The 21,043-nt window shown below is 68.3% G+C and carries 18 protein-coding genes; 6 read left to right on the top strand and 12 right to left on the bottom strand.

Annotated features, from left to right (window positions below):
* Positions 1-4: 4 nt before the first annotated feature.
* The 4 genes from pruA to A5780_RS02590 all read right to left on the bottom strand — a co-directional run bounded on the left by pruA (position 5) and on the right by A5780_RS02590 (position 6,076).
* Positions 5-1,642, bottom strand: a complete 1,638-nt coding sequence (pruA, locus tag A5780_RS02605; RefSeq protein ID WP_064907612.1) for an L-glutamate gamma-semialdehyde dehydrogenase — start codon at positions 1,640-1,642, stop codon at positions 5-7.
* A gap of 112 nt (positions 1,643-1,754) precedes the next feature.
* Positions 1,755-2,861, bottom strand: a complete 1,107-nt coding sequence (gene dapC / locus A5780_RS02600) for a succinyldiaminopimelate transaminase (RefSeq protein WP_063012512.1) — start codon at positions 2,859-2,861, stop codon at positions 1,755-1,757.
* Between the two features lie 14 nt (positions 2,862-2,875).
* Positions 2,876-3,199 (bottom strand): ferredoxin, encoded by a 324-nt coding sequence (gene fdxA / locus A5780_RS02595; protein ID WP_030514872.1) that lies wholly within the window; start codon positions 3,197-3,199, stop codon positions 2,876-2,878.
* A 264-nt stretch (positions 3,200-3,463) separates the two neighbouring features.
* On the bottom strand, positions 3,464-6,076 hold the full coding sequence (locus A5780_RS02590; RefSeq protein ID WP_082856869.1) for a bifunctional FO biosynthesis protein CofGH: 2,613 nt from the start codon (positions 6,074-6,076) through the stop codon (positions 3,464-3,466).
* 198 nt (positions 6,077-6,274) lie between these two features.
* On the opposite strand from A5780_RS02590, the gene A5780_RS02585 reads away from it, so the two are divergent.
* From A5780_RS02585 to A5780_RS02570, 4 genes are all read left to right on the top strand, one after another.
* Positions 6,275-7,135 carry an LLM class F420-dependent oxidoreductase gene (locus tag A5780_RS02585; protein ID WP_064907611.1) on the top strand — a complete coding sequence of 287 codons (861 nt, stop codon included), beginning with the start codon at positions 6,275-6,277 and terminating at the stop codon, positions 7,133-7,135.
* Positions 7,123-7,671, top strand: a complete 549-nt coding sequence (locus A5780_RS02580; RefSeq protein ID WP_082856870.1) for a PH domain-containing protein — start codon at positions 7,123-7,125, stop codon at positions 7,669-7,671. The genes A5780_RS02585 and A5780_RS02580 overlap by 13 nt, the downstream gene beginning before the upstream one ends.
* Positions 7,668-9,443, top strand: a complete 1,776-nt coding sequence (locus A5780_RS02575; protein WP_063910722.1) for a PH domain-containing protein — start codon at positions 7,668-7,670, stop codon at positions 9,441-9,443. The genes A5780_RS02580 and A5780_RS02575 overlap by 4 nt, the downstream gene beginning before the upstream one ends.
* A 177-nt stretch (positions 9,444-9,620) precedes the next feature.
* Positions 9,621-11,576 (top strand): GMC family oxidoreductase, encoded by a 1,956-nt coding sequence (locus tag A5780_RS02570; RefSeq protein WP_064907610.1) that lies wholly within the window; start codon positions 9,621-9,623, stop codon positions 11,574-11,576.
* A gap of 25 nt (positions 11,577-11,601) precedes the next feature.
* Here A5780_RS02570 and A5780_RS02565 read toward each other — a convergent pair whose 3' ends face one another.
* The 8 genes from A5780_RS02565 to typA form a co-directional block, all read right to left on the bottom strand.
* The gene (locus A5780_RS02565) at positions 11,602-11,967 is read right to left on the bottom strand and encodes a DUF742 domain-containing protein (protein ID WP_063012386.1); all 366 of its coding nucleotides are present in this window, start codon (positions 11,965-11,967) and stop codon (positions 11,602-11,604) included.
* A 6-nt stretch (positions 11,968-11,973) separates the two neighbouring features.
* On the bottom strand, positions 11,974-12,363 hold the full coding sequence (locus A5780_RS02560) for a roadblock/LC7 domain-containing protein (RefSeq protein WP_030514865.1): 390 nt from the start codon (positions 12,361-12,363) through the stop codon (positions 11,974-11,976).
* Positions 12,356-14,848, bottom strand: a complete 2,493-nt coding sequence (locus A5780_RS02555; protein ID WP_231982801.1) for a nitrate- and nitrite sensing domain-containing protein — start codon at positions 14,846-14,848, stop codon at positions 12,356-12,358. The genes A5780_RS02560 and A5780_RS02555 overlap by 8 nt, the downstream gene beginning before the upstream one ends.
* A gap of 254 nt (positions 14,849-15,102) precedes the next feature.
* Positions 15,103-15,537: a hypothetical protein gene (locus A5780_RS02550; RefSeq protein ID WP_227462866.1), complete on the bottom strand. Its 435-nt coding sequence runs from the start codon at positions 15,535-15,537 to the stop codon at positions 15,103-15,105.
* Positions 15,534-15,692: a hypothetical protein gene (locus A5780_RS40585; protein WP_167331885.1), complete on the bottom strand. Its 159-nt coding sequence runs from the start codon at positions 15,690-15,692 to the stop codon at positions 15,534-15,536. Before A5780_RS40585 ends, A5780_RS02550 begins: the two co-directional genes overlap by 4 nt.
* A gap of 30 nt (positions 15,693-15,722) precedes the next feature.
* A complete protein-coding gene (mshB, locus tag A5780_RS02545) occupies positions 15,723-16,652 on the bottom strand; it encodes an N-acetyl-1-D-myo-inositol-2-amino-2-deoxy-alpha-D-glucopyranoside deacetylase (protein WP_227462865.1) in 930 nt (309 codons plus the stop codon).
* Complete coding sequence (locus A5780_RS02540; RefSeq protein ID WP_227462864.1) at positions 16,649-18,430, bottom strand: ABC transporter family substrate-binding protein; 1,782 nt, start codon at positions 18,428-18,430, stop codon at positions 16,649-16,651. Before A5780_RS02540 ends, mshB begins: the two co-directional genes overlap by 4 nt.
* A gap of 45 nt (positions 18,431-18,475) precedes the next feature.
* Positions 18,476-20,377: a translational GTPase TypA gene (gene typA / locus A5780_RS02535; RefSeq protein ID WP_063012390.1), complete on the bottom strand. Its 1,902-nt coding sequence runs from the start codon at positions 20,375-20,377 to the stop codon at positions 18,476-18,478.
* Positions 20,378-20,538: 161 nt separating this feature from the next.
* Here typA and A5780_RS40580 point away from each other — a divergent pair, with 161 nt between their 5' ends.
* Positions 20,539-20,715: a hypothetical protein gene (locus A5780_RS40580; RefSeq protein ID WP_086006963.1), complete on the top strand. Its 177-nt coding sequence runs from the start codon at positions 20,539-20,541 to the stop codon at positions 20,713-20,715.
* A gap of 29 nt (positions 20,716-20,744) precedes the next feature.
* Complete coding sequence (locus A5780_RS02530; protein ID WP_030514860.1) at positions 20,745-21,038, top strand: 4a-hydroxytetrahydrobiopterin dehydratase; 294 nt, start codon at positions 20,745-20,747, stop codon at positions 21,036-21,038.
* Positions 21,039-21,043: the final 5 nt, after the last annotated feature.

Raw genomic sequence — 21,043 nt, 5'->3', positions numbered from 1 at the left:
CCGTTCATTCCGACTCCATATGCGGATAGCGGTAATCGGTCGGCGGCACGAAGGTTTCCTTCAGTGTCCGGGGCGCGACCCAGCGCAGCAGGTTCAGATACGACCCGGCCTTGTCGTCGGTGCCGGACGCGCGGGCACCGCCGAAGGGCTGCTGGCCGACCACCGCGCCGGTCGGCTTGTCGTTGACGTAGAAATTGCCCGCGGTGAAGCGCAGTATGGTGGCGGCCCGGTCGATCGCGGCCCGATCGCGGGCGAAGACAGCGCCGGTGAGCGCATAGGGCGCCGCCGAATCCACTTCCGCCAGTATCGAATCGAAGGCTTCGGGGTGATCGTCGTCGTACACGTACACCGCCAGGATCGGCCCGAAGTATTCGGTGGTGAACGCCTCGTCGCGCGGGGTATCGGCCAGGAGCACGGTGGGCTCGACGAAGTAGCCCTCGCTGTCGTCGTAGGTGCCGCCCGCCGGTATGCCCAAACCGGCCGCGCGGGCCCGCTCGATCGCGGCGACGTTCTTGTCGTAGGCGCGCCGATCGATCACGGCCCCACCGAAATTGGATAGATCGGCCACGTCGCCGTAGCTCAGTTCGTCGACCTCGGTGAGGAAATCGTCGCCCATCTCCCGCCACAGCGAGCGCGGAATGTAGGCGCGGGAGGCGGCCGAACATTTCTGTCCCTGATATTCGTAGGCGCCGCGAATCAGCGCGGTGCGCAAGGCGTCCGGATCGGCCGAGCGGTGCGCCAGGACGAAATCCTTCCCGCCGGTCTCTCCCACCAGCCGCGGATATCCCTGGTAGTGGCCGATATTCGCGCTCACCCGCTGCCACAGGTGCTGGAAGGTGCGGGTGGAGCCGGTGAAGTGGATGCCGGCCAGGCGCGGATCGGTCAGCGCGGCCTCGGACAGTTCGATGCCGTCACCGGTGACCAGATTGATCACCCCCGGCGGCAGCCCGGCCTCCTCGAGCACCCGCATCGTGTAGTACGCCGCCAGCGTCTGGGTGGGTGAGGGCTTCCACACCACGGTATTGCCCATCAGCGCGGGCGCGGTCGGCAGATTCCCGGCGATCGCACTGAAGTTGAACGGGGTGATCGCGTAGACGAATCCCTCGAGCGGGCGATAATCCATCCGATTCCACACGCCCGCAGACGATTCCGGCTGCTGCGCCAGAATGTGGCTCGCGAAGGCGACGTTGAACCGCCAGAAGTCCACCAGCTCGCAGGGTGCGTCGATTTCGGCCTGGTGCGCCGATTTCGACTGCCCCAGCATGGTCGCGGCGGCCACCGTCTCCCGCCACGGCCCGGCCAGCAGGTCGGCGGCCCGCAGCAGCACCGCGGCGCGCTCGGTGAACGGCAGCGCGCGCCACTGCGGCGCGGCGGCCGTCGCCGCCTCGATCGCGGCCCGGCCTTCCTCCTGAGTCACATCGGCGTAGGTGCCCAGCACGTGCTCGTGCCGATGCGGCATCACGATCTCGGAGCGGGGCCCGGTCCCCGGCCGATGCTTGCCGCCGATCACGAGCGGCACATCGACCGTTCGCCCGGAGATTTCGGCAAGTTTGCCGATCAATAGTTCTCGTTCCCGGCTCCCCGGCGCATACGAGTGAACCGGCTCGTTCGCCGGAGTCGGGACAACCGTGACAGCGTCCATAACGCCAGGCTAGTCCCGCATCGGGGCGATGCTGCGGTAAACCGACGAGTACGACGCGCGTCGCGTCGCCGGTTGATTGCTGAGAAAACCGAGCCGCGGCCCGGCCGCCGTCTCAGGCGGACAGCCGGACCGCCGCGGCCGCGATACGCTCGTCGGTCGCGGTCAGGGCGATGCGCACGTGCTCGGTGCCGGTGGGGCCGTAGAAGTCACCGGGTGCGGCGAGGATGCCGCGCTCGGCGAGCCAGTCCAGCGTGGTGCGGCAGTTCTCGCCGCGCGTGGACCACAGATACAGGCCGGCCTCGGAGTGGTCGATGCGGAAACCCGCCTCCTCCAACGCCTTTCGCAGCACCTCGCGGCGGGCGCGGTAGCGTTCGCGCTGCTGCGCCTCGTGCCGGTCGTCGGCCAGTGCGGCGGTCATCGCGGCCTGGATCGGGTACGGGACCATCATGCCGGAATGTTTGCGCACCTCCAGCAGCTCCCGGATCAACTCGACGTCGCCGGTCACGAAACCGGCCCGGTAGCTGGCCAGATTCGACGTCTTCGACAGCGAGTGGATGGCCAGCAGACCGGTGTGGTCGCCGTCGCTGACGCGCGGGTCGAGGATGGATACCGCCTCGGCGTCCCAGGTCAGGCCCAGGTAGCACTCGTCGGAGGCGACGATCGCGCCGCGTTCGCGGGCGAAGGACACCACCTTGCGCAGATGGTCGATGCCGAGCACCCGGCCGGTGGGATTGGACGGTGAGTTCAGGTAGATCAGCGCCGGCGATTCGGGGCCGAGCCGAGTCATGCCGTCCGCCCGCAGAATTCGCGAACCCGACAACAGCGCACCCACCTCGTAGGTCGGATACGCCACCTCGGGAATCACCACCAGATCCGCGGGGCCGAGGCCCAGCAGTCGCGGCAATCCGGCGATCAGTTCCTTGGTGCCGATCACCGGCAGCACCGCATCGGAGCCGATGCCGGACATGCCGAAGCGGCGCGCGACCGCCGCCACCGCGGCCTCCCGCAGTTCGGGAGTGCCGTAGGTGGCGGGATACCCGGGGACGGCGGCGGCCGAGTCGAGCGCGGCGCGGATCAGCGGGTCGACCGGGTCGACCGGTGTGCCTACCGACAGGTCGACGATGCCGTCGGGATGCGCCGCGGCGCGAGCCTTGGCCCCGGCGATGGTGTCCCAGGGAAAATCGGGCAGCAGACTGCTGACCCGCACACGATCGCGGATCACCGAGGCGCTACCTACTCGTTCGCCATCGGCGGCAGCGCGGCGATGAACGGCACGTCGTAGTCCGTCTTGCCGACCTTGGTTGCGCCGCCGGGCGAGCCGAGGTCGTCGAAGAAGTCGACGTTCGCGTTGATGTACCCGCTCCACTGGTCCGGGGTGTCGTCCTCGTAGAAGATCGCTTCCACCGGGCACACCGGCTCACATGCACCACAGTCCACGCACTCGTCGGGTTGGATGTACAGCATGCGATTGCCCTCGTAGATGCAGTCCACGGGGCATTCCTCGATGCACGCCTTGTCCTTCACGTCAACGCACGGTTCAGCGATGATGTACGGCACTGCCGTTCTCCTAGTCTGTCCTTGCCTGCGGGACACTTCCGCCCGCGCAACAGTATCCCGGGGACTCACATTACAACTGGTCAGCCTTGCCTAACTTGTCGATCCCGACGGGATGCGACACACCGTCTCCGGCGCTGTTCGCCGCCCGGTCCGGCGGTGTCCGATTCGCCGGTCCGGCGGTGTCCGAATCGCCGGAGCCGCCGGTGTGCGCGACGCCCGCCTCCGAAGTTCCGCGGCGCGGGTCCGCCAGGCGGCGCCGACGAATCAGCCGACGGTCAGCGGCAGGGCCGACACCTGGTGTTTCGGTATCCCGTAGGTAGTGGTGCGCTCCCGCACCGGGCGACCGATCCCGGCGCCGATCTCGACCAGTTCGGCCACCGACTTCGCCGAGCCGTGCTCCGATCCGGCCATCCGGGAAATGGTCTCCTCCATCAACGTACCGCCCAGATCGTTGGCGCCGCCGTTGAGCATCACCTGGGTGCCGGTGATGCCCAGCTTCACCCAGCTGGTCTGGATGTTGGCGATGCGCCCGTGCAGCATGATGCGGGCCAGCGCGTGCGCGGCGCGGTTGTCCCGGATCGTCGGCCCCGGCCGCGACGCGCCCGCCAGATACAGCGGCGCGCTCTGGTGTACGAACGGCAGCAGCACGAATTCGGTGAACCCACCGGTCTCGTCCTGGATGCCGCGCAGCACCCGCAGGTGGCCGACCCAGTGCTTCGGATTGTCGACGTGGCCGTACATCATCGTCGAACTCGACGGAATGCCGAGTTTGTGGGCGGTGGTGATGACGTCGATCCACGCCGAGGTGGGCAGCTTGCCCTTGGTGAGCACCCAGCGCACCTCGTCGTCGAGAATCTCCGCCGCGGTGCCCGGAATCGTATCCAGCCCGGCCTCTTTCAGCGCCGAGAGCCAATCGTGCACGCTCTGCCCGCCGCGCGAGGCGCCGTTGACGATCTCCATCGGGCTGAACGCGTGCACATGCATCGACGGCACCCGCTTCTTGACCGCCCGCACCAGATCGGCGTACCCGGTGACCGGCAGGTCGGGGTCGATGCCACCCTGCATGCACACTTCGGTCGCGCCTTCCACATACGCTTCCCAGGCGCGTTCGGCGACCTCGTCGGCGGAGAGGGTGAAGGCGTCGGCATCGCCCTTGCGCTGCGCGAACGCGCAGAACCGGCAGCCGGTGTAGCAGATGTTGGTGAAGTTGATATTGCGGTTCACCACGTAGGTCACGTCGTCGCCGACGGTGTCGCGGCGCAGCTGATCGGCCAGCGCGGCGATGGCGTCGAGTTCCGGGCCGTCGGCAGTGGCCAGCGCCAGGTACTGGTCGTCGGTGAGCCCGGCCGGATCCTTCTCCGCGGCGCGCAGGGCGCTCAACACGTCGGTGTTGAGCTTCACCGGCGCGCTGAGTGAAAGTACTTGTTCCCGAACGGTTTCCCAGTCGCCGAAGGCGCCGAGGCCGTCGCTGTCGAGCCCGGAATCGCTGCGCGACTCGGTATTGCGGCCCTCGGTGTCGATGGCGGTGTTGAGATCCACCCGGCCCAGCGACTCCCAGGACTGGTCGGGTTCCTGCCACGGTCGACCGGACGGATACACGTCGCGGGCCAGTCCGGTGCGCGAATCCGCCAGTGCGCCGACATGTCCCAGCACGCGCGGGTCGATCCAGGGATTGCCGGCGAGTACATATTTCGGATGGGCCGTGAGCCGCTCGGTCAGCACATAGCCGGCCTGCGCGGTCACCTCGGCGAGCACCTCGAGGTTCGGCCACGGCCGCTCCGGATTCACATGGTCCGGGGTCAGTGGCGACACCCCGCCCCAATCGTCGATACCGGCATCGATCAGGGCCCGGCACTCGTCGAGCGACACCAGATTCGGCGGGGCCTGAATCCGCATCTTGGGCCCCAGCAGCAACCGGGTCACCGCGATCGTGGCGCGGAACTCCGCGAGATCCGCATCGGGGGTGTCGCGCATGGCGGTATCGGACTTGGCCAGGAAGTTCTGCACGATCACCTCCTGCACATGCCCGAAAGCCTTGTGCGACTTGCGGATCGCCAGAATCGAGTCGACGCGCTCGGCGTAGGTCTCACCGATGCCGACGAGGATGCCGGTGGTGAACGGGATGCTCAGCCGTCCGGCATCGGTGAGGGCGCGCAGCCGGACCTGCGGATCCTTGTCCGGGCTGCCGTAATGCGCCTGACCGCGCTCGGTGAACAGGCGCTCGGAGGTGGTCTCCAGCATCATGCCCATCGACGGGGCGACCGGCTTGAGTCGCGACATCTCCGCCCAGCTCATCACCCCCGGATTCAGATGCGGCAGCAGGCCGGTTTCCTCGAGCACCCGGATCGACATGGCGCGCACGTAGTCGAGAGTGGAATCGTAGCCGCGCTCGTCCAGCCACTGCCGCGCCTCCGGCCAGCGGTCCTCCGGGCGATCGCCCAGCGTGAAAAGCGCTTCCTTACAACCCAATTCGGCGCCCTTACGGGCGATCTCGAGCACCTCGTCGGGTTCCAGATACATGCCGTGGCCGTCGGCGCGCAGCTTGCCGGGCACCGTCACGAATGTGCAGTAATGACATTTGTCGCGACACAGGCGGGTGAGCGGAATGAACACCTTGCGGGAATAGGTGATGGGCAGGGTGTCCCCCGAATACGTCTCCCGCAACCCGGCATCCCGCACCCGCGCCGCGGAGGCGGCCAGATCCTCGAGATCCGCACCGCGCGCGTGCAGCAGCACCACGGCCTCGTCGAGATTGAGCGTCGCCCCGTCGCGCGCACGCCGCAAGGCTCTGCGCATGGCCGAAGAACTCGGCGGAACGGGCGGTACACCAGGAGTCGGTAGCCCAGTGTGCGGTTGTTCGTTCACGCCGTCGATCATGCGCCAACCATCCGAGTGTTCTCCCTTCGGTGCCCTGTGACGTGAGACAACCCGGGGGCCTTCACGGGTTATTCCTGCTTCGGGCGACCAGTTTGCGCCCGGAACGACGCCGCCGACGAGTGCGCTGGTGAGAGCGTCGACAGGTGGCGGGCGCGTTAGGCTGCCGGTCACACCGGATACATACGAGGCGGCGATGCCATGCGATTCGGGTTACACGGATTGGGAATCGGCTCCGGCTCCCGGCCGGAGATCGTCCGGGCGACCGCCCGGCATGCCGAACGCCGCGGTTTCGCGACACTGTGGTGCGGCGAGCACGTGGTGATGGTCGACGACTCGTCGTCTCCCTACCCCTACTCCGACGACGGCCGGATCGCCGTCCCGGCCACTGCCGACTGGCTCGATCCGTTCGCCTGCCTGACCTACGCCGCCGCGGTCACGTCGACCATCCGCTTGGCCACCGGCATCGTCCTGCTGCCCGAGCACAACCCGGTGATCATGGCCAAACAGGCCGCATCACTGGACCGGCTCAGCGGCGGCCGATTCGGTCTGGGCATCGGAATCGGCTGGTCCAGGGACGAGTTCGACGCACTCGGCATCGCATTCGACGGGCGAGCGGCCCGCACCGCCGACTACGTGCACGCCCTGCGAACGCTGTGGCGCGACGACCCCGCGACCTACGACTCGCACTACGTCTCCTTCCGCAGCATCCGCGTCAACCCGAAACCGACCCAGCCCCATCTGCCGATCCTCGTGGGCGGAAACAGCGACCGAGCGCTGCGGCGGGTCGCCGACTGGGGAGACGGCTGGTACGGCTTCAACCTCGACGGCGTGTCCGCGGTTGGCAACCGGCTACAACTCTTGGCCCGGTTCTGCGCGGACGCCGGACGCGATATCGCCGACCTGTACCTGGCCGTGGCCCTGCGAAACCCGGCCCGCGCCGACGTCGCCCTGCTCGGCGATCTCGGCATCACGGAACTGGTGCTCGTCGACGCCCCACCGGACAGCGCCGAGGAATGTCCCGTTTGGGTCGATCGGCTCGCCGACCGATGGATCACCTGAAACATGTCACGATGGCTGGTATGACCCGGTCGCCGGAAGTCTCGCCCGCGCGCACGATATCGGCCGCTCCGGCGTGGCGGGCCAGTCGGCGGGCACCGCTGTTGTGGGCGGCCGGGCCGGCGATCTTCTGGGCGTTCGTGCTGGTGGGTGAGCTGGTGTGGGTGGTGCTGGACGGCTCGCATCGGGCGTGGGCGCTCGCTCTGGTGGCGGCGACGGTGGTCGCTGCCGGGTTCGGCGTCGGGGTCGTGCCGGTGTGGCGATACGCGGTGCATCGGTGGGAGGTGACCGACACCGCGGTCTACACGCGGACGGGGTGGTTCAACCAGGAGAGCCGGGTCGCGCCGATTACGCGGGTGCAGACGGTGGATACGCATCGGGGGCCGTTGGAGCGGATGTTCGGGTTGGCGACGGTGACGGTGACCACGGCCTCCTCGGCGGGCGCGGTGCGGATCGCGGCGCTGGATCTGGAGGTCGCCGAGCGCACCGTGAACCGGCTGACCGATATCGCGTCGATTCATCGGGAGGATGCGACGTGAGTGATCCGCAAGTGGGGGCAACCGCCGACTGGCGCCGGCTGGATATGCGGATGCTGCTCGTGCATCCGGTGCGGGAATTGTTCAAATACATTCCCGTGCTGCTGGGCGCGGTGATCGTGGGGACCCAGAGCGGCGGGCCGGCGTGGAGTCCGGTGGCGGTCGCGGTGGTGATCGTGGCGTTCGCGTTGACGCGGTGGTTCACCACCAGTTACCGGATCGGCGCCGACTCCGTGCAACTGCGCCGGGGCTTGCTGCAGCGACGGACCCTGACCGTGCCGCGGACCCGGATTCGGTCGGTGGACGTGCACGCGGACCTGATGCATCGGCTGCTCGGATTGGTGGTGCTCGTCATCGGCACCGGGCAGCACGCCGATCGGGAGAAGCGGTTTCACCTCGACGGGGTGGATGCGCGGCAGGTTCCCGAACTGCGGGCCTTGCTGTTGCGGCCGGCCGAGAACACGGAGCCGGGCACCGGTGCGGCAACCGGCACGCCGAACGCGAATCCCGGGTCTTTCGGTCACACGGCCGACAGCGGATCGGCGACCGAACCTAGGATCCGTGCCCATTCGAATACGCCCGCACATCAAGGCACTTCGGTCCACAACGGGATCACCGCCGGCCGGTCCGCACTCCAGCGAGCCCTGAGCGGCGATACCGACGATCTCGCGGACGAAGCGATCGAGATCGGGCATTGGCAGCCGCGCTGGGTTCGGTACGCACCGTTGTCGCTGACCGGCCTGGCCATCGTCGGGCCGGTGATCGGCCTGGCCGCGAAGGTCGGGGTCGCCGATGTGCTGGTGCGTTCGCACGCCGTGCAGGACTTGACCGAGCACAGTGCGGTTTTCATCGCCCTCGCCGTGACGGGGGCGGTCACGGTGCTGCTGGTGATCGCCGCGATCGCCGCCTGCGTCCGCTACCTCACCACGTATTTCGGGCTGCGGGTACTCGACGACGGCGCGGCGCTGCATATCCGCGGCGGCCTGTTCACCACCCGTCAGACCACGCTCGACCTGTCCCGACTGCGCGGTGCGACGGTCAAGGAACCGCTGCTGCTCCGGCTGGCCGGTGGCGCCGAACTCGAGGCCATCATGACCGGCACCAGCCCGCGCCAGAAGCTCCTCCCCCAAGCGCCGCGCGCCGCCGTCGACCGCACCCTCGCCCAGCTCCTCACCAGCGGATCCCGCCGCACCGACGCCACCCCGGCGGGCGGCGCTGCGATCACGTCCGCCGCCGCCCCCGCGTTGGTGGCGCTCGAACAGCACGGCCCGCGCGCACGGCGCCGGCGCTACACTCGCGCTTTCATGCCCGTGTGGGTCCTGCTCGCCCTCCTGGTCGCGATATCCCTTGCCGGACTTCATGTTCCGCTGTGGGCCTGGATTCTCCTCGCGGTCGTCGCGCTCTTCGCGGCGGCGCTGGCACACGATCGATATCGCGGACTGGGGCATGCGGTGATCCCGTCGGACGGCGCGCGTCCGGTCTGGCTGATCACCCGGCGCGGATCGCTGGATCGCGACCGTGACTGCCTGGAGGCGCCGGGTGTGATCGGGTGGACCGTGCGGCAGACCTTTTTCCAGCGGCGGGCGGGACTGGCGACCGTGATCGCGGCCAGCGCGGCCGGGAAGAAGAAGTACGGCATCGTGGATCTGCCCATCGAACGGGCGTGGGCGCTGATCGACCAGGTGACGCCCGGGCAGCTGGGCGTGCGTGCGGAACACGAGACGACGCCCGTTCCGACACCGGACCACACCGTCGCGAAACTGCGTGCAACCTGACGCCGATGCTGCTGCGCGGCACCGATCACCGAACTGCATGTGACCGGCAGTTCTCCCGTCAAAACTCGGCGTCGCACCCGGAAAATGAGCCATATCTGCGTGTATGTGGCAGATAAGTAAGCGCGGATTCACGCATCGTGATACAACTCACCCCAGTGTTGTGAAAGGTGAGCTTTTATGGATCCGACAGCGAAGCAGCGCGCAGCCCTGGGCCTGATCTGCGATACGTTCACACCGGGCGACGGGCTGAGTTTGCCGTCGGCGACCGAATTAGGTTCCGTGGCTACGGTTTTCGACATCCTGAGCCGCAACCCGCGCCCCTCCGAGGCGAAACAGCTCGCCACCCTGCTCGATCTGTGGGATTCCCGATTGGCGGGGGTACTGCTCGGCAACCGGGGCCGGCGCTTCTCGGCGCTGACCGCCGACGAGCGCGAGCGCACCCTGCTCCGCCTCGGCGATTCCCGAATCGCGCTGAAGCGCACGCTGTTTCAGGCGCTCAAGCAGGCCGCTCTGCTGTCCTACAACGTCACGCCGGGCCCCACGGGTAGCCACCCGCTGTGGAAGGCCATCGACTATCCGGGCCCGCCCGGCACGCTCGCCTCGGCGCCGGCGCCCGCCCTCTCCGTGCTGCGTCCGACCGCAGCGACCACACTGACCTGCGATGTCGTCATCGTCGGTTCGGGGGCCGGCGGTGGCACCGCCGCCGCCGTACTGGCCGAGGCGGGTCTCGACGTCATCGTGCTGGAACGCGGAAACTATTACGACGACCGGGATTTCGGCACCGGGGAACTCGACGCCCTGCTCAATCTGTACGCACCCGGCCCGCCCGCCACCAGCGAAGGCCAGATCACCCTGGTCGCGGGCACCTGCCTGGGCGGCGGCACGGTGGTCAACTGGAGCACCTCGCTGCGCACGCCCGACGAGGTGCGCGCCGAATGGGCCGGACTCGGTGTGCCGCAGTTTGCGCAGGACGAATTCACCGCCGCCCTGGACGCGGTGACCGGCCGTCTCGGCGTCAACGACCGCCACTCCCCGCTCTCGGCGCGCGACAGCGTGCTGGAACGCGGCGCCACCGCTCTGGGCTGGCATATCGACGCCCTGCCCCGCAATGTCGGCGACGCGTGCGACGCCGGGGTCGAATGCGGTCGCTGCCCCTACGGCTGCCGCGTCGGCGCCAAGCAGTCGGTCACCAAGACCTGGCTCGCCGACGCCGCCGAGCACGGCGCCCGGTTCGTGGTCGACGCGAACGTGCGGCGCATCCTCGTGAACAACGGTCGCGCCGAGGGAGTCTCGGCCGTGAGTTCGAACGGCAGCCCGATCGAGGTGCGGGCCCGCGCCGTGGTCGTGGCCGCCGGTGCGGTGCAGACCCCGGCGCTGCTGAAGCGATCGGGTCTGGGCAACAAGAACATCGGCGACTATCTGCGACTGCATCCCGCCGCGGCGGTCTTCGGTGTCTTCGACGAGCCGATCCGGCCGTGGGAGGGCGGTATGCAGGCCCGGATCAGCCGTCAGCACCGCGATCTGGACGGCAACGGCTACGGCGTCATCTACGAGACCGGTCCCATCCATCCCGGCATGGGCGTCGGTTTCATGAACTGGCGCGGCGCGGCGGCCTACCGGACGAATCTGCTGGAACTGAACAAGTCGGTGGCCCTCGGAGTGATCACCCGCGACCGCGACCACGGCAGTGTCGGCGTCGACAAGAACGGTGAACCGGTGGTCTCCTATCGGCTCTCCGACCACGATCGCGGCCATCTGCACACCGGAATCCTCGGCGCCGCACAGATTCTCGAGGCCGCCGGGGCACGCCGCATCTATTCCGGCCAGCAGGCCGGCCCCGCCTACGAGCCCGGACGCACCGGGTCGCACGCCGAATTCGCCGCCGCGTGCGCCGCCGCCGGCTACGAACCCGGGCAGTGCGCGATGGGCGCGCTGCACATCATGGGTTCGGCGCGGATGGGCGGCTCCCCGGACATGTCGGCGGCCGACCCCGACGGCGCCACCTGGGACGTGCCGAACGTCGTCGTCGCCGACGCGTCCTGCTTCCCCACCGCGTCCGGGGTGAATCCGATGGTCTCGATCGAGGCGATCGCCCATATGAACGCGAAACGCCTTGCGGCGCGGTTGCGCTGAGCAGTGCCGGCGGTACTCCGCCGTGTCAGAGTCCGCGAATACCGTCCAGCAGCGCCTGCAGCAGGCCTACGTCGGATGCCTCGTCCTGACGAGGCTGGCGGTATTCGAGGCGGCCGTCGTCGATGAGGTCGCCGATGAGCACCTTCGTCATCGTCAGCGGAAGTTCCAGCCGCGCAGCGACTTCCGCGACCGACTGCGGTGTGCGGCACAACTCCACGATGGCGGCGTACTCGGGTTCGTGGCGGCGCAGCGCCGCGCCCCGGCCGATATCGACCACCAGGGTCAGCATGTCCAGCTCCGGCCGGTTGCTGCGGCCACGCCCGTGCGTGACCGCGTACAACCGGACCAGCGGTCCGGCCTCGTCGTCGAACCAGGCGTCACCGTCGTTCACGGTGACTCATCGTCGGTCGACGGCGAGATGTGAACCGACCCGCTGCACGGTCTGGTTCATCGCATACGCGACCATGCCCAGATCGGCGTTGTCCGCGGCCAGCAGGCCCAGGCAGGCGTTGTCGCCCGCGGCGGTGATGAACAGCACCGCCCGGTCGAGTTCCACCATGGTCTGGCAGACACCGCCGGCGTCGAAATGGTGTCCGGCGCTGCGGGCCAGGCTGTGCAGCGCGGAAGCCATCGCACAGAACCGCTCGGCATCGGAGTTCTCGAGCTCCGAGGAGTTACCCAGCAGCAGTCCGTCGGTGGACAGCAGGACCGCGTAGCGCACGCCGGTGAGACCCTTCACCAGATCATCGAGCAGCCAGCCGACGTCACTTCGGTTGGGATTAGCCATCTTCACCCTCGTCTGTGTCGAATTGTGATGCCGTGGAGCCGGTTTCGGCAGCGGGTCGGCGGCCCTGCCGAGTGCCCTGCTCGACGGCGCTGATCAGGTTGCGAGCTTGATCGGCGGTGCGTTGCCGAACGGTATTCGAGCCGGCCGCGGGCGTATCGGCGCGATCGGCCGAACGCACCCGGCGCGGCAGCGGCGGGCGGCCCTCACCGGCGCGAACCACGCCCGGAGTGGTCACGGGCGCACCGAACACCCCGGTCGCGGGCGCGGAATCGATGTGCTCGGAGGCCGAGGTGAACCAGGCCGAGCGTCGTGTGCCCGGGTCCGGATCGGTCGCCGGTGGCGTGGACACTTCGGTCACCGGAACATCCTCGGCGACAACCACTTCGGCACGGACGGCGGAAGCGTTGGTCGCCGGTCCGAGCACGGCGAACTCACCGGTGGCGGGTCCCGGATCCTCGAACTCCGTACCGTTCACGTCGCCGGCTTCCAGCACCGGTGTTCCGATCAGCACCACCGCGCGCACGCCGCCGTACACCGATTCGCGCAGCTTCACCGAAATACCGTGGCGGTTGGCCAGTTTCGCGACCACGAACAGTCCGAGCCGGGTGTCGCTGGAGAGTGCGGCCACACTGAACTCCGGCGGATGCGAAAGCATCTCGTTGCGCCGGTCGAGCTCGTCGGCGGTCATGCCCAGGCCCTGGTCGACGATCTCCACCGCTACCCCGCGACCCACCACCGCGGCATGCACCTCCACCCGCGCCTGCGGCGGCGAATACGAGGTGGCGTTGTCCATCAGCTCGGCCAGCAGGTGGATCAGGTCGGCGACCGCGGTGCCCATCACCCGGGTGCGTGGAATGCGGCCGATGCGAATTCTGGTGTAGTCGAGGCTTTCCGCGACCGCGCCGCGAATCACCTCGATCAGCGGCACCGGATTGCGCCAGCGCCGGCCGGGCTGCTTACCGCCGAGGATGATCAGATTCTCGGCGTTGCGGCGGGCGCGCGTGGCCAAATGGTCGAGCTGGAACAGCAATTCGAGCTGGTCGGCATTCTCCTCGCGCCGCTCGGCCTGGTCCAGCAGCGCCAGTTGACGATGCACCAGCGCCTGGCTGCGATGGGCGATATCCAGGAAGATCGTGTTGATACCGGCGCGGGTATTCGATTCCGCGACCGCGGCCGATACCGCCGCCACCTGTGCCCGGTTGAACGCCTGCGCGACCTGGCCGAGTTCGTCGGAACCGAAGTCCAGCCGCGACACCTCCAACGGGGCATCCACCGTCTCGCCCGCCGACACCCGGCGCATGATGTCGGGCAGCCGTTCATCGGCCAATTCCAGTGTGTCGCGGCGCAATCGGCGCATCCGGCCGATGAACCGGTTCGCCAGCACCAGCGAGGCGAGGAAGGCCAGAACCGACACCAGCAACACCGCACCGCCGCCGGCCAGCGATCCGATGGCGGTGCGGTCACCCTGATCCCGCGCCTCGGCATGCGCGTCCCGGCTCTTGTCCTGCCACAGTGTCAGCAGTCCGGACGCGATCTGCGCGGAACCGTCCTGCCAGGCCTGCAGGGTCATCGGCAGCGGTTTCGCGGTCGGCCGGGTCGTACGCGAACGCGTGGTGTCGCCGGCCCGGGTACTCGAGTCGGCATCGTCGGTGCCCGGTGTCGGACCGCGCGCGGCGATCGCATCGGCCATCTCGTTGATCTGGGCCCACGCCGGGCTGTTCACGATCGCGTCGAGCTGATCCGCGCGTTGGCCCTTCAGCACCGAGAGCGAATAGGCGATCTGGCCGCGGTATTCACCCAGATAGTTGATGTACTGGGTCCACTGCGCGGGCGTCGACGTGTTCGTCACCAGGAACAATTCACCGAGTGTCGTGGCTTCGGACAGCGCCTCCGCGGCCCGCATCACCTGGACGGCATAGCCGAGTTGCACGGCGATGCCGGCGTCCGGTGCGACCCGGGCAGCCAGCATCGAGGCATCGATGATCGCCGCGGTGAAGCGGCTGAACAGTCCGAAAACCTGATCGGCCGGTGCCTGGCCGGAATCGATGCCGCGACGCACCAGCGGCAACTGTGCGAGCAGCTGGCCGTAGGCGGCGATATCGGCTCCGGAGTTGTCCGGATTCATCTTCTGCGCCTCGTCGCCCTTGGCGGTGAGGGCGGCCAGCGCCGCATCCGAGCGCTGCCGCGCCACCGTCAATTGTGCTGTGGCGCTGGGATCACCCGCCAGTTGCAGCATCGAGAGCCGGCGTTCCTCACCGAAGGTCTCCATGATGGCGACCGCGGGAGCCGCGGTGCTGCTGGCGAGTTCGGCCCACTGCCGGGCATCGCGGCCCGACCGCACCAGATACGACGCCGCGCCCACGCCGATGGCGAGCAACGTGACGCTGGAGATCAGCACGATCGCGAGCAGGCGCACGCGCACACTGACCCGCCCGCGCACACCCCGGCTCATCAGGCCGAGCCAGCGCGAATCCTTTGTGTTCACAGGCAATCCAGGAAGCTTCGACCACTCAACCACGGGTGATCTTCCTGTTGTCGGGCGATGTCCGCGCGCATTCGGATCTCGGCGCACCCGAGCCAACCGGCCAGCTGAGCAACCGGCCCCCACTTCCTAACCACACCACCCGCCGGGCGGCAGAACCACAGATAACGCCTGAGAGACTAACCGACCCTCCGGCCCGCTACAGCCGTTCGCCGATATCTCTTTCCAGCAATGCCTTTCCCGCGACCGGCACCGGTTCAGAGCGTGGCGGGCGTGGCCTTCGGACGCAGGAACGCGCGGCGGAACAGATAGAAACCCACCGGCACGATGCCGCACGCCAGCAACAGCGGAGAGGTCCACGAATCGGTCAGCAGCACATCGCCGCCGGGCCCGGTGGTCGAGCAGATCAGGAATCCGAACAGCCACGCGATCACCGGCAGCCCCATCGCGGCCGGGCGCGACACGACCACACCCATTCCCCGCACCAGCAGCACGTTCACCACCGCGGCGACCAGGGCCGCGATCGGGAACGGCGTGGCGCCGATGTAGAGCGGCAGATAGAGCACCTCGAGCACGACCGAGAGCAGCCCGTCGAACACCAGCACCGCCGCCAGCACGCCGCCGAGCACCGGCCAGGCATACTTCGACCCGCCGGGCACATACGCGGTCCGGCTGGTCGTCGCGGCCGTCACGGTACCGGCGGGAAGCCGAGCAGGGTCAACAGATGACTCTGCATATCGACGAATCCGTAGAGCACCGACAGGTACAGATCGTGCTGCGCCTGCCAGTTCGGCTTCTGGCTCTCGACGAACGCGACGATGGCGTCCTGCAGGCTCCAGTTGTACATGCCCAGCAGTCTAAGCCGAAGCACCCACGATCAGGCCAGCCCCGGTGCAGGCTCCCACGGTCGATCCAGCCCGGCGAACAGATCGTCCTCGTGTCCGTCCGGGCCCACCGGCCCGAGACGACCACGCACCAGCACGTAGTGCTCCTCCGGCAACACCGGCTGGGCGACATTGTTCGACAGCGCGAATTCGCGGCCCGAGGGCGCGACCGTCACCTGAGTCGCGTGCGCGCGCAAGGCGGCGCGCTTGGCCGCCAGCACATCCGAGACATCGACCGTGGTGGTCACGGTCTCACTCGACACACAGGCCAGCTCGCCCACCGCCGGCAACCGCCATCCGCTCGGCAGGGCCCCGGGCAGACGATCGACCGTGCGGCGGGCCAAGGCCTCGGTATGCCGGCGCAGCACGTCGGCGTCGGTCACCGTCCAGTACACCTTCGGTGTATCCCAACCCTTTTCGGCCGCCGCGGCCACCGCGTCCATGGTGACCCGATGGGCACGCATATGGTCGGGATGGCCGTAGCCGCCGCGCGGGTCGTAGCCGACCACCACGCGCGGGCGCAGCCGCAGCAGCACCTCGCTCAACTCCGCCACCGCGGCCGGCCCGGAATCGACGAAGGCACGCGGGTGCGTCGGCACCAAGGGCTTGGGGTCGGCGGTCGTACCGGTCATCCCGGAATCCCGCCAGCGACCCGCCCCGCCGAGAAAATGCGGCGCATCGACACCGAGGGCGGCCAGCGCTGCGGTCAGCTCGTGGATGCGGAAGCCGCCCAGCTGATCGGCGTGGGCGCTGGTGAGCTGTTGCCAACGCTCCCCGATGACCTCGCCCTCCTCGCCGAGCGTGCAGGTCACCACGGTCACCGGAACCCCACGGGCGCGGTAGTGCGCGATGGTGCCGCCGGTGGCGATCGACTCGTCGTCGGGGTGGGCGTGTACCAGAACCAGTCCGCCGGTTGCGGTCACGACAGCCGCCGCCAGGTACTCGCGCCGCCGAAGATTCCGACCTGAATAGAACCGCTCAGCGAAACCCCGTCCATCCGCGAACTCGCCGCGGCGACACCGGTGTCCTGCACGATCGGCAGCACGGTCGCCAGATCCCACAGCTTCGGCTCCGCATCACCGATCGCCTTGGGCACATCCACCCCGCGCAGCGCCGCGTCGATCTGCGGTTGCAGCGAGGGATCACAGATCCCGGCCACATTGCTCGGCGCCTTGCGGATGGCATCGATCTGCGAGGTGTCCTCCTGACCGGGCGCGGCGACCGGCGGACAGCCGTACCGCGAGGACAGGATCGTCGCCGGATCCTCACCGGCCCGCTCCCAGCCGACCACGGCATCGACGGTTCCGTCCGCGAGATCCTTGCCGTAGAGCTCATCGGCCGGCAGGCTGCGCACAGACGCATCGATTCCGGCGCTGCGCAGCTGGTCGGCGGCGGTGTTCGCGACGGCCAGCGTGGTCTGATCCTTGTCCACCGCGCCGATCCGAATCGTCAGGGTCCGGCCGTTCTTGGCGACCGGACGCGGCTGCGGCGCGGGCGAGGTCGTCGGATTACCCGCCGCGGGAGACTCGGGCGCACGGCCGAATCCGGCGTCGGCCAGCAGCCCGAACGCCTGGTCGGGAGACGGCCGCGGCGGGGCCGTCGGCGCGTATCCCGGATCCGAGGGCGCCAGGATCTGCGCCCGCACCGGATCCACCCACGCGCCGGTCTCGGCGCCCACCGAGGCCAGCAACGCCGGATCGAGCAGCCCCAGCACCGCATGGCGCACCCGCGGATCGGCCAGATCCCCTGACCGCCCGTTGAGCACCATCTGCATTTCCCGCGCCTGCGGCATGATCGCGGTGCGCACCTGCGGAATCGCGGCCAGCTGCGCCTGCGTCGCGACACCGCCGTGCACCAGCGCCATCTGGGCGTCCCCCGCGCGCAGCGATTCGGCCAGCTGCGCCGGAGTTCCGCCGCGCCGCAACAGAATCTGATCCGGCACCGCCGGAGTACCCCAGTAGCGGTCGTTGCGTTCGAGCAGGATCTCCTCGCGGCCCGCGTCGGCCTGCTTCACCCGGAACTGCCCGCCGGAGATCGGATTCTGATCGATCAGCCCACGTTCCACGGCCAGCGCCCGCTGGAAACCACCCGGTGCGTCCTTGAGCAGATGCGAGGGCAGCAGATCCGAAAACAGTTGCCGCCAAGCCGGATACGGCTGACTCATCGTCACCGTGACCGTCTTGCCGCCTTCCGAGGACTTCACATCGTTGATCAACCGGTAGCCCGCCGGATCCACCACCCCGGGCTGGCTGATCATCTGCTGCCACAGATAGCGGAAATCCTCGGCCGCGATCGGCGCCCCGTCCGACCACGACGCCTGATTCTGAATCTTGTAGGTCAGCGTGAACTGATCCGGCTGCGCCGGATCCGACGGCGTCACATCCGCCGACACCATCAACGCCGCATCCGGCACCCACTCCGTTCCCCCGGGCACGGTCGGCGACGGCACCGGACGAAACGGGCTCGGAAACACCATCGACGCAACGGCATTCGTCGCCGGCGACTGGTTCGACCGCAGATGCGGATTGAATCCGATCCCGATGTCGTCGACCGCCACCACCACCGTGGACTTCGTCGGCGTAGCCGGAGTCGTCTTCGGGCTGTCGGTGCTCTCGATCGGCGGCGGCGGATTGGCGGTGCACGCGGTGAGCACTCCGAGCGCCAGCATCAGCACCAGTACCACGCGCCGCCCTGCACGCATACGAACTCCCGACATCACGAGACGTACTCTAGTGTTTTCGGCCTCCTACGCGTTCTGGGCGGCGCGGTCGCGGGCCTTGCGACGCGACGCCTCGCGGCCGCGTTCGGTGGCGCCCAGGATCACCTTGCGCACGCGCACGATCTCGGGGGTCACCTCGACGCATTCGTCGGCGGCGCAGAACTCCATGGCGCCCTCGAGGTCCAGCTGCAGCGGCTTGGCCAGGGTCTCGAGCACGTCACCGGTGGCCGAGCGCATATTGGTCAGCTTCTTCTCGCGGGTGACGTTGATGTCGAGATCCTCGGCGCGCGGGTTGATACCCACCACGTGACCCTCGTAGGTGTCGGCGCCCGGCTCCACGAAGAACTGGCCGCGGTCGGCGAGCTGAATCATCGCGAACGGGGTCACCGTGCCGGCACGGTCGGAGACCAGCGAGCCGGTGTGGCGGGCGCGAATCTCGCCGGCCCACGGTGCGTAGCCGTCGAAGACCGCGTTGGCGATACCGGTGCCGCGCGTCTCGGTGAGGAAGTCGGTGCGGAAACCGATCAGGCCTCGCGAGGGGACGATGAACTCCATGCGCACCCACCCGGCGGAGTGGTTGCTCATCTGGACCATCTTGCCCTTGCGGGCGGCCAGCAGCTGCGTGACCGCGCCCAGGTACTCGTCCGGGCAATCGATGGTCAGCTCTTCGAACGGCTCGTGCACCTTGCCGTCGACCTGTTTGGTGACCACCTGCGGCTTGCCGACGGTCAGCTCGAAACCCTCGCGGCGCATCTGCTCGACCAGGATCGCCAGCGCCAGCTCACCACGGCCCTGCACCTCCCAGGCATCCGGACGGCCGATATCGAGCACGCGCAGCGAGACGTTGCCGACCAGCTCCTGATCCAGCCGCGACTTCACCATGCGGGCGGTCAGCTTGTGGCCCTGCACCCGGCCGACCAGCGGCGAGGTATTGGTGCCGATGGTCACCGAGATGGCCGGCTCGTCGACGGTGATACGCGGCAGCGCCACCGGGTTGTCCACATCGGCGAGAGTGTCACCGATCATGATCTCCGGAATACCGGCGATGGCGACGATATCGCCGGCCACGGCCTCCTCACCCGGCTTGCGCTCGACGCCGATGGTCTGCAGCAGCTCGGTGATCTTCACGGTCTTGACGCCGTCACCGTGCATCCACGCGACATTCTGGCCTTTGCGCAGGGTGCCGTTGTGGATGCGGACCAGCCCGATGCGCCCGAGGAACGGCGAGGCGTCCAGGTTGGTGACGTGCGCCTGCAGCGGGGCCGACGGGTCGCCCTTGGGCGCGGGCACGTACTTCAGCAGCACCTCGAACAGCTCGTCGAGGTTCTCCGCATCCGGCGCGCTGCCGTTCTCGGGGCGCTGGGTGGAGGCCTTGCCCTCGCGGCCGGAGGCGTAGAGCACCGGCAGATCCAGCGCCAGCTCGGCCGCCTCGGACGCTTCGTCGTCGAGGTCGGAGGCCAGATCCAGCAGCAGGTCGTGGCTCTCTTCGACGACCTCCTCGATCCGGGCGTCGGGACGGTCGGTCTTGTTCACGACCAGGATCACCGGCAGCGAGGCGGCCAGTGCCTTGCGCAGCACGAACCGGGTCTGCGGCAGCGGCCCCTCCGAGGCGTCGACCAGCAGTACGACACCGTCGACCATGGACAGACCGCGCTCGACCTCGCCGCCGAAATCGGCGTGACCGGGGGTGTCGATGACGTTGATCACAGTGACGCTGCCGTCGCCGTGATGACGATGCACCGCGGTGTTCTTGGCGAGAATGGTGATGCCCTTCTCGCGCTCCAGATCACCGGAGTCCATCACCCGGTCGACCGGCTCGGCACGCTCGGCGAAGGCACCGGACTGCCGCAACATGGCATCGACCAGCGTCGTCTTGCCGTGGTCGACATGAGCCACAATGGCGACATTGCGGAACTCGACAGACGACACGTTGAATCCTCCTGCTGAATGAATGGGTTGCGGCCGACCCGCGCCGTAGCGGGTCCGAACAAGGCAGGTGGACTGATCTCACCGGACATGCGGCCAGCTACACAGTACCGAAACCCGGTCGGCCACCGTTTCCGGCATCATGGTTGGTTACCCTGGGCCGCATGGGCAAGGTGAAGGCCAAGGAGGTCGCACACCTCACACCGAAGAAAAAGTGCTGCCGCAAGAAGAAGCGCTGCCTGAAATGCCCTGTCGTGGTCTCGAAAATGAAGAAGTGCCAGGCCGCCGGGGTCAAGGGCAAAGATCTCAAAAAGGCTCTCAAACTCGCGCGTGCGGCCTGAGCCACGACCGCTGGGGTAGAACCGAAAGTATGAGTACCCCATTGCTCTCCGACAGCGAGATCGCCACTGGGTTGCGCGAACTACCCGCCTGGACCCACACCGGCAGCAGCATCTCCCGAACCGTCGAGGCCCCGTCCTTCATGGCCGGCATCGAACTGGTGCGACGAGTGGCCGAATCCGCCGAGAAGGTCAACCACCACCCCGATATCGATATCCGGTGGCGGCGGGTCACCTTCACCCTCTCCACCCACTCCGAGGGCGGCATCACCCGCAAGGATCTCGCGCTGGCCGGCCAGATCGACCGCCTCGCCGATCAGAGCTGAACCGG

The organism is Nocardia sp. 852002-20019_SCH5090214 (assembly GCF_001665865.1).
Taxonomy (GTDB): Bacteria; Actinomycetota; Actinomycetes; order Mycobacteriales; family Mycobacteriaceae; genus Nocardia; species Nocardia nova.
The sequence above is the reverse complement of the archived record's forward strand: the minus strand, read 5'-3'. Positions and strand labels throughout refer to the sequence as shown.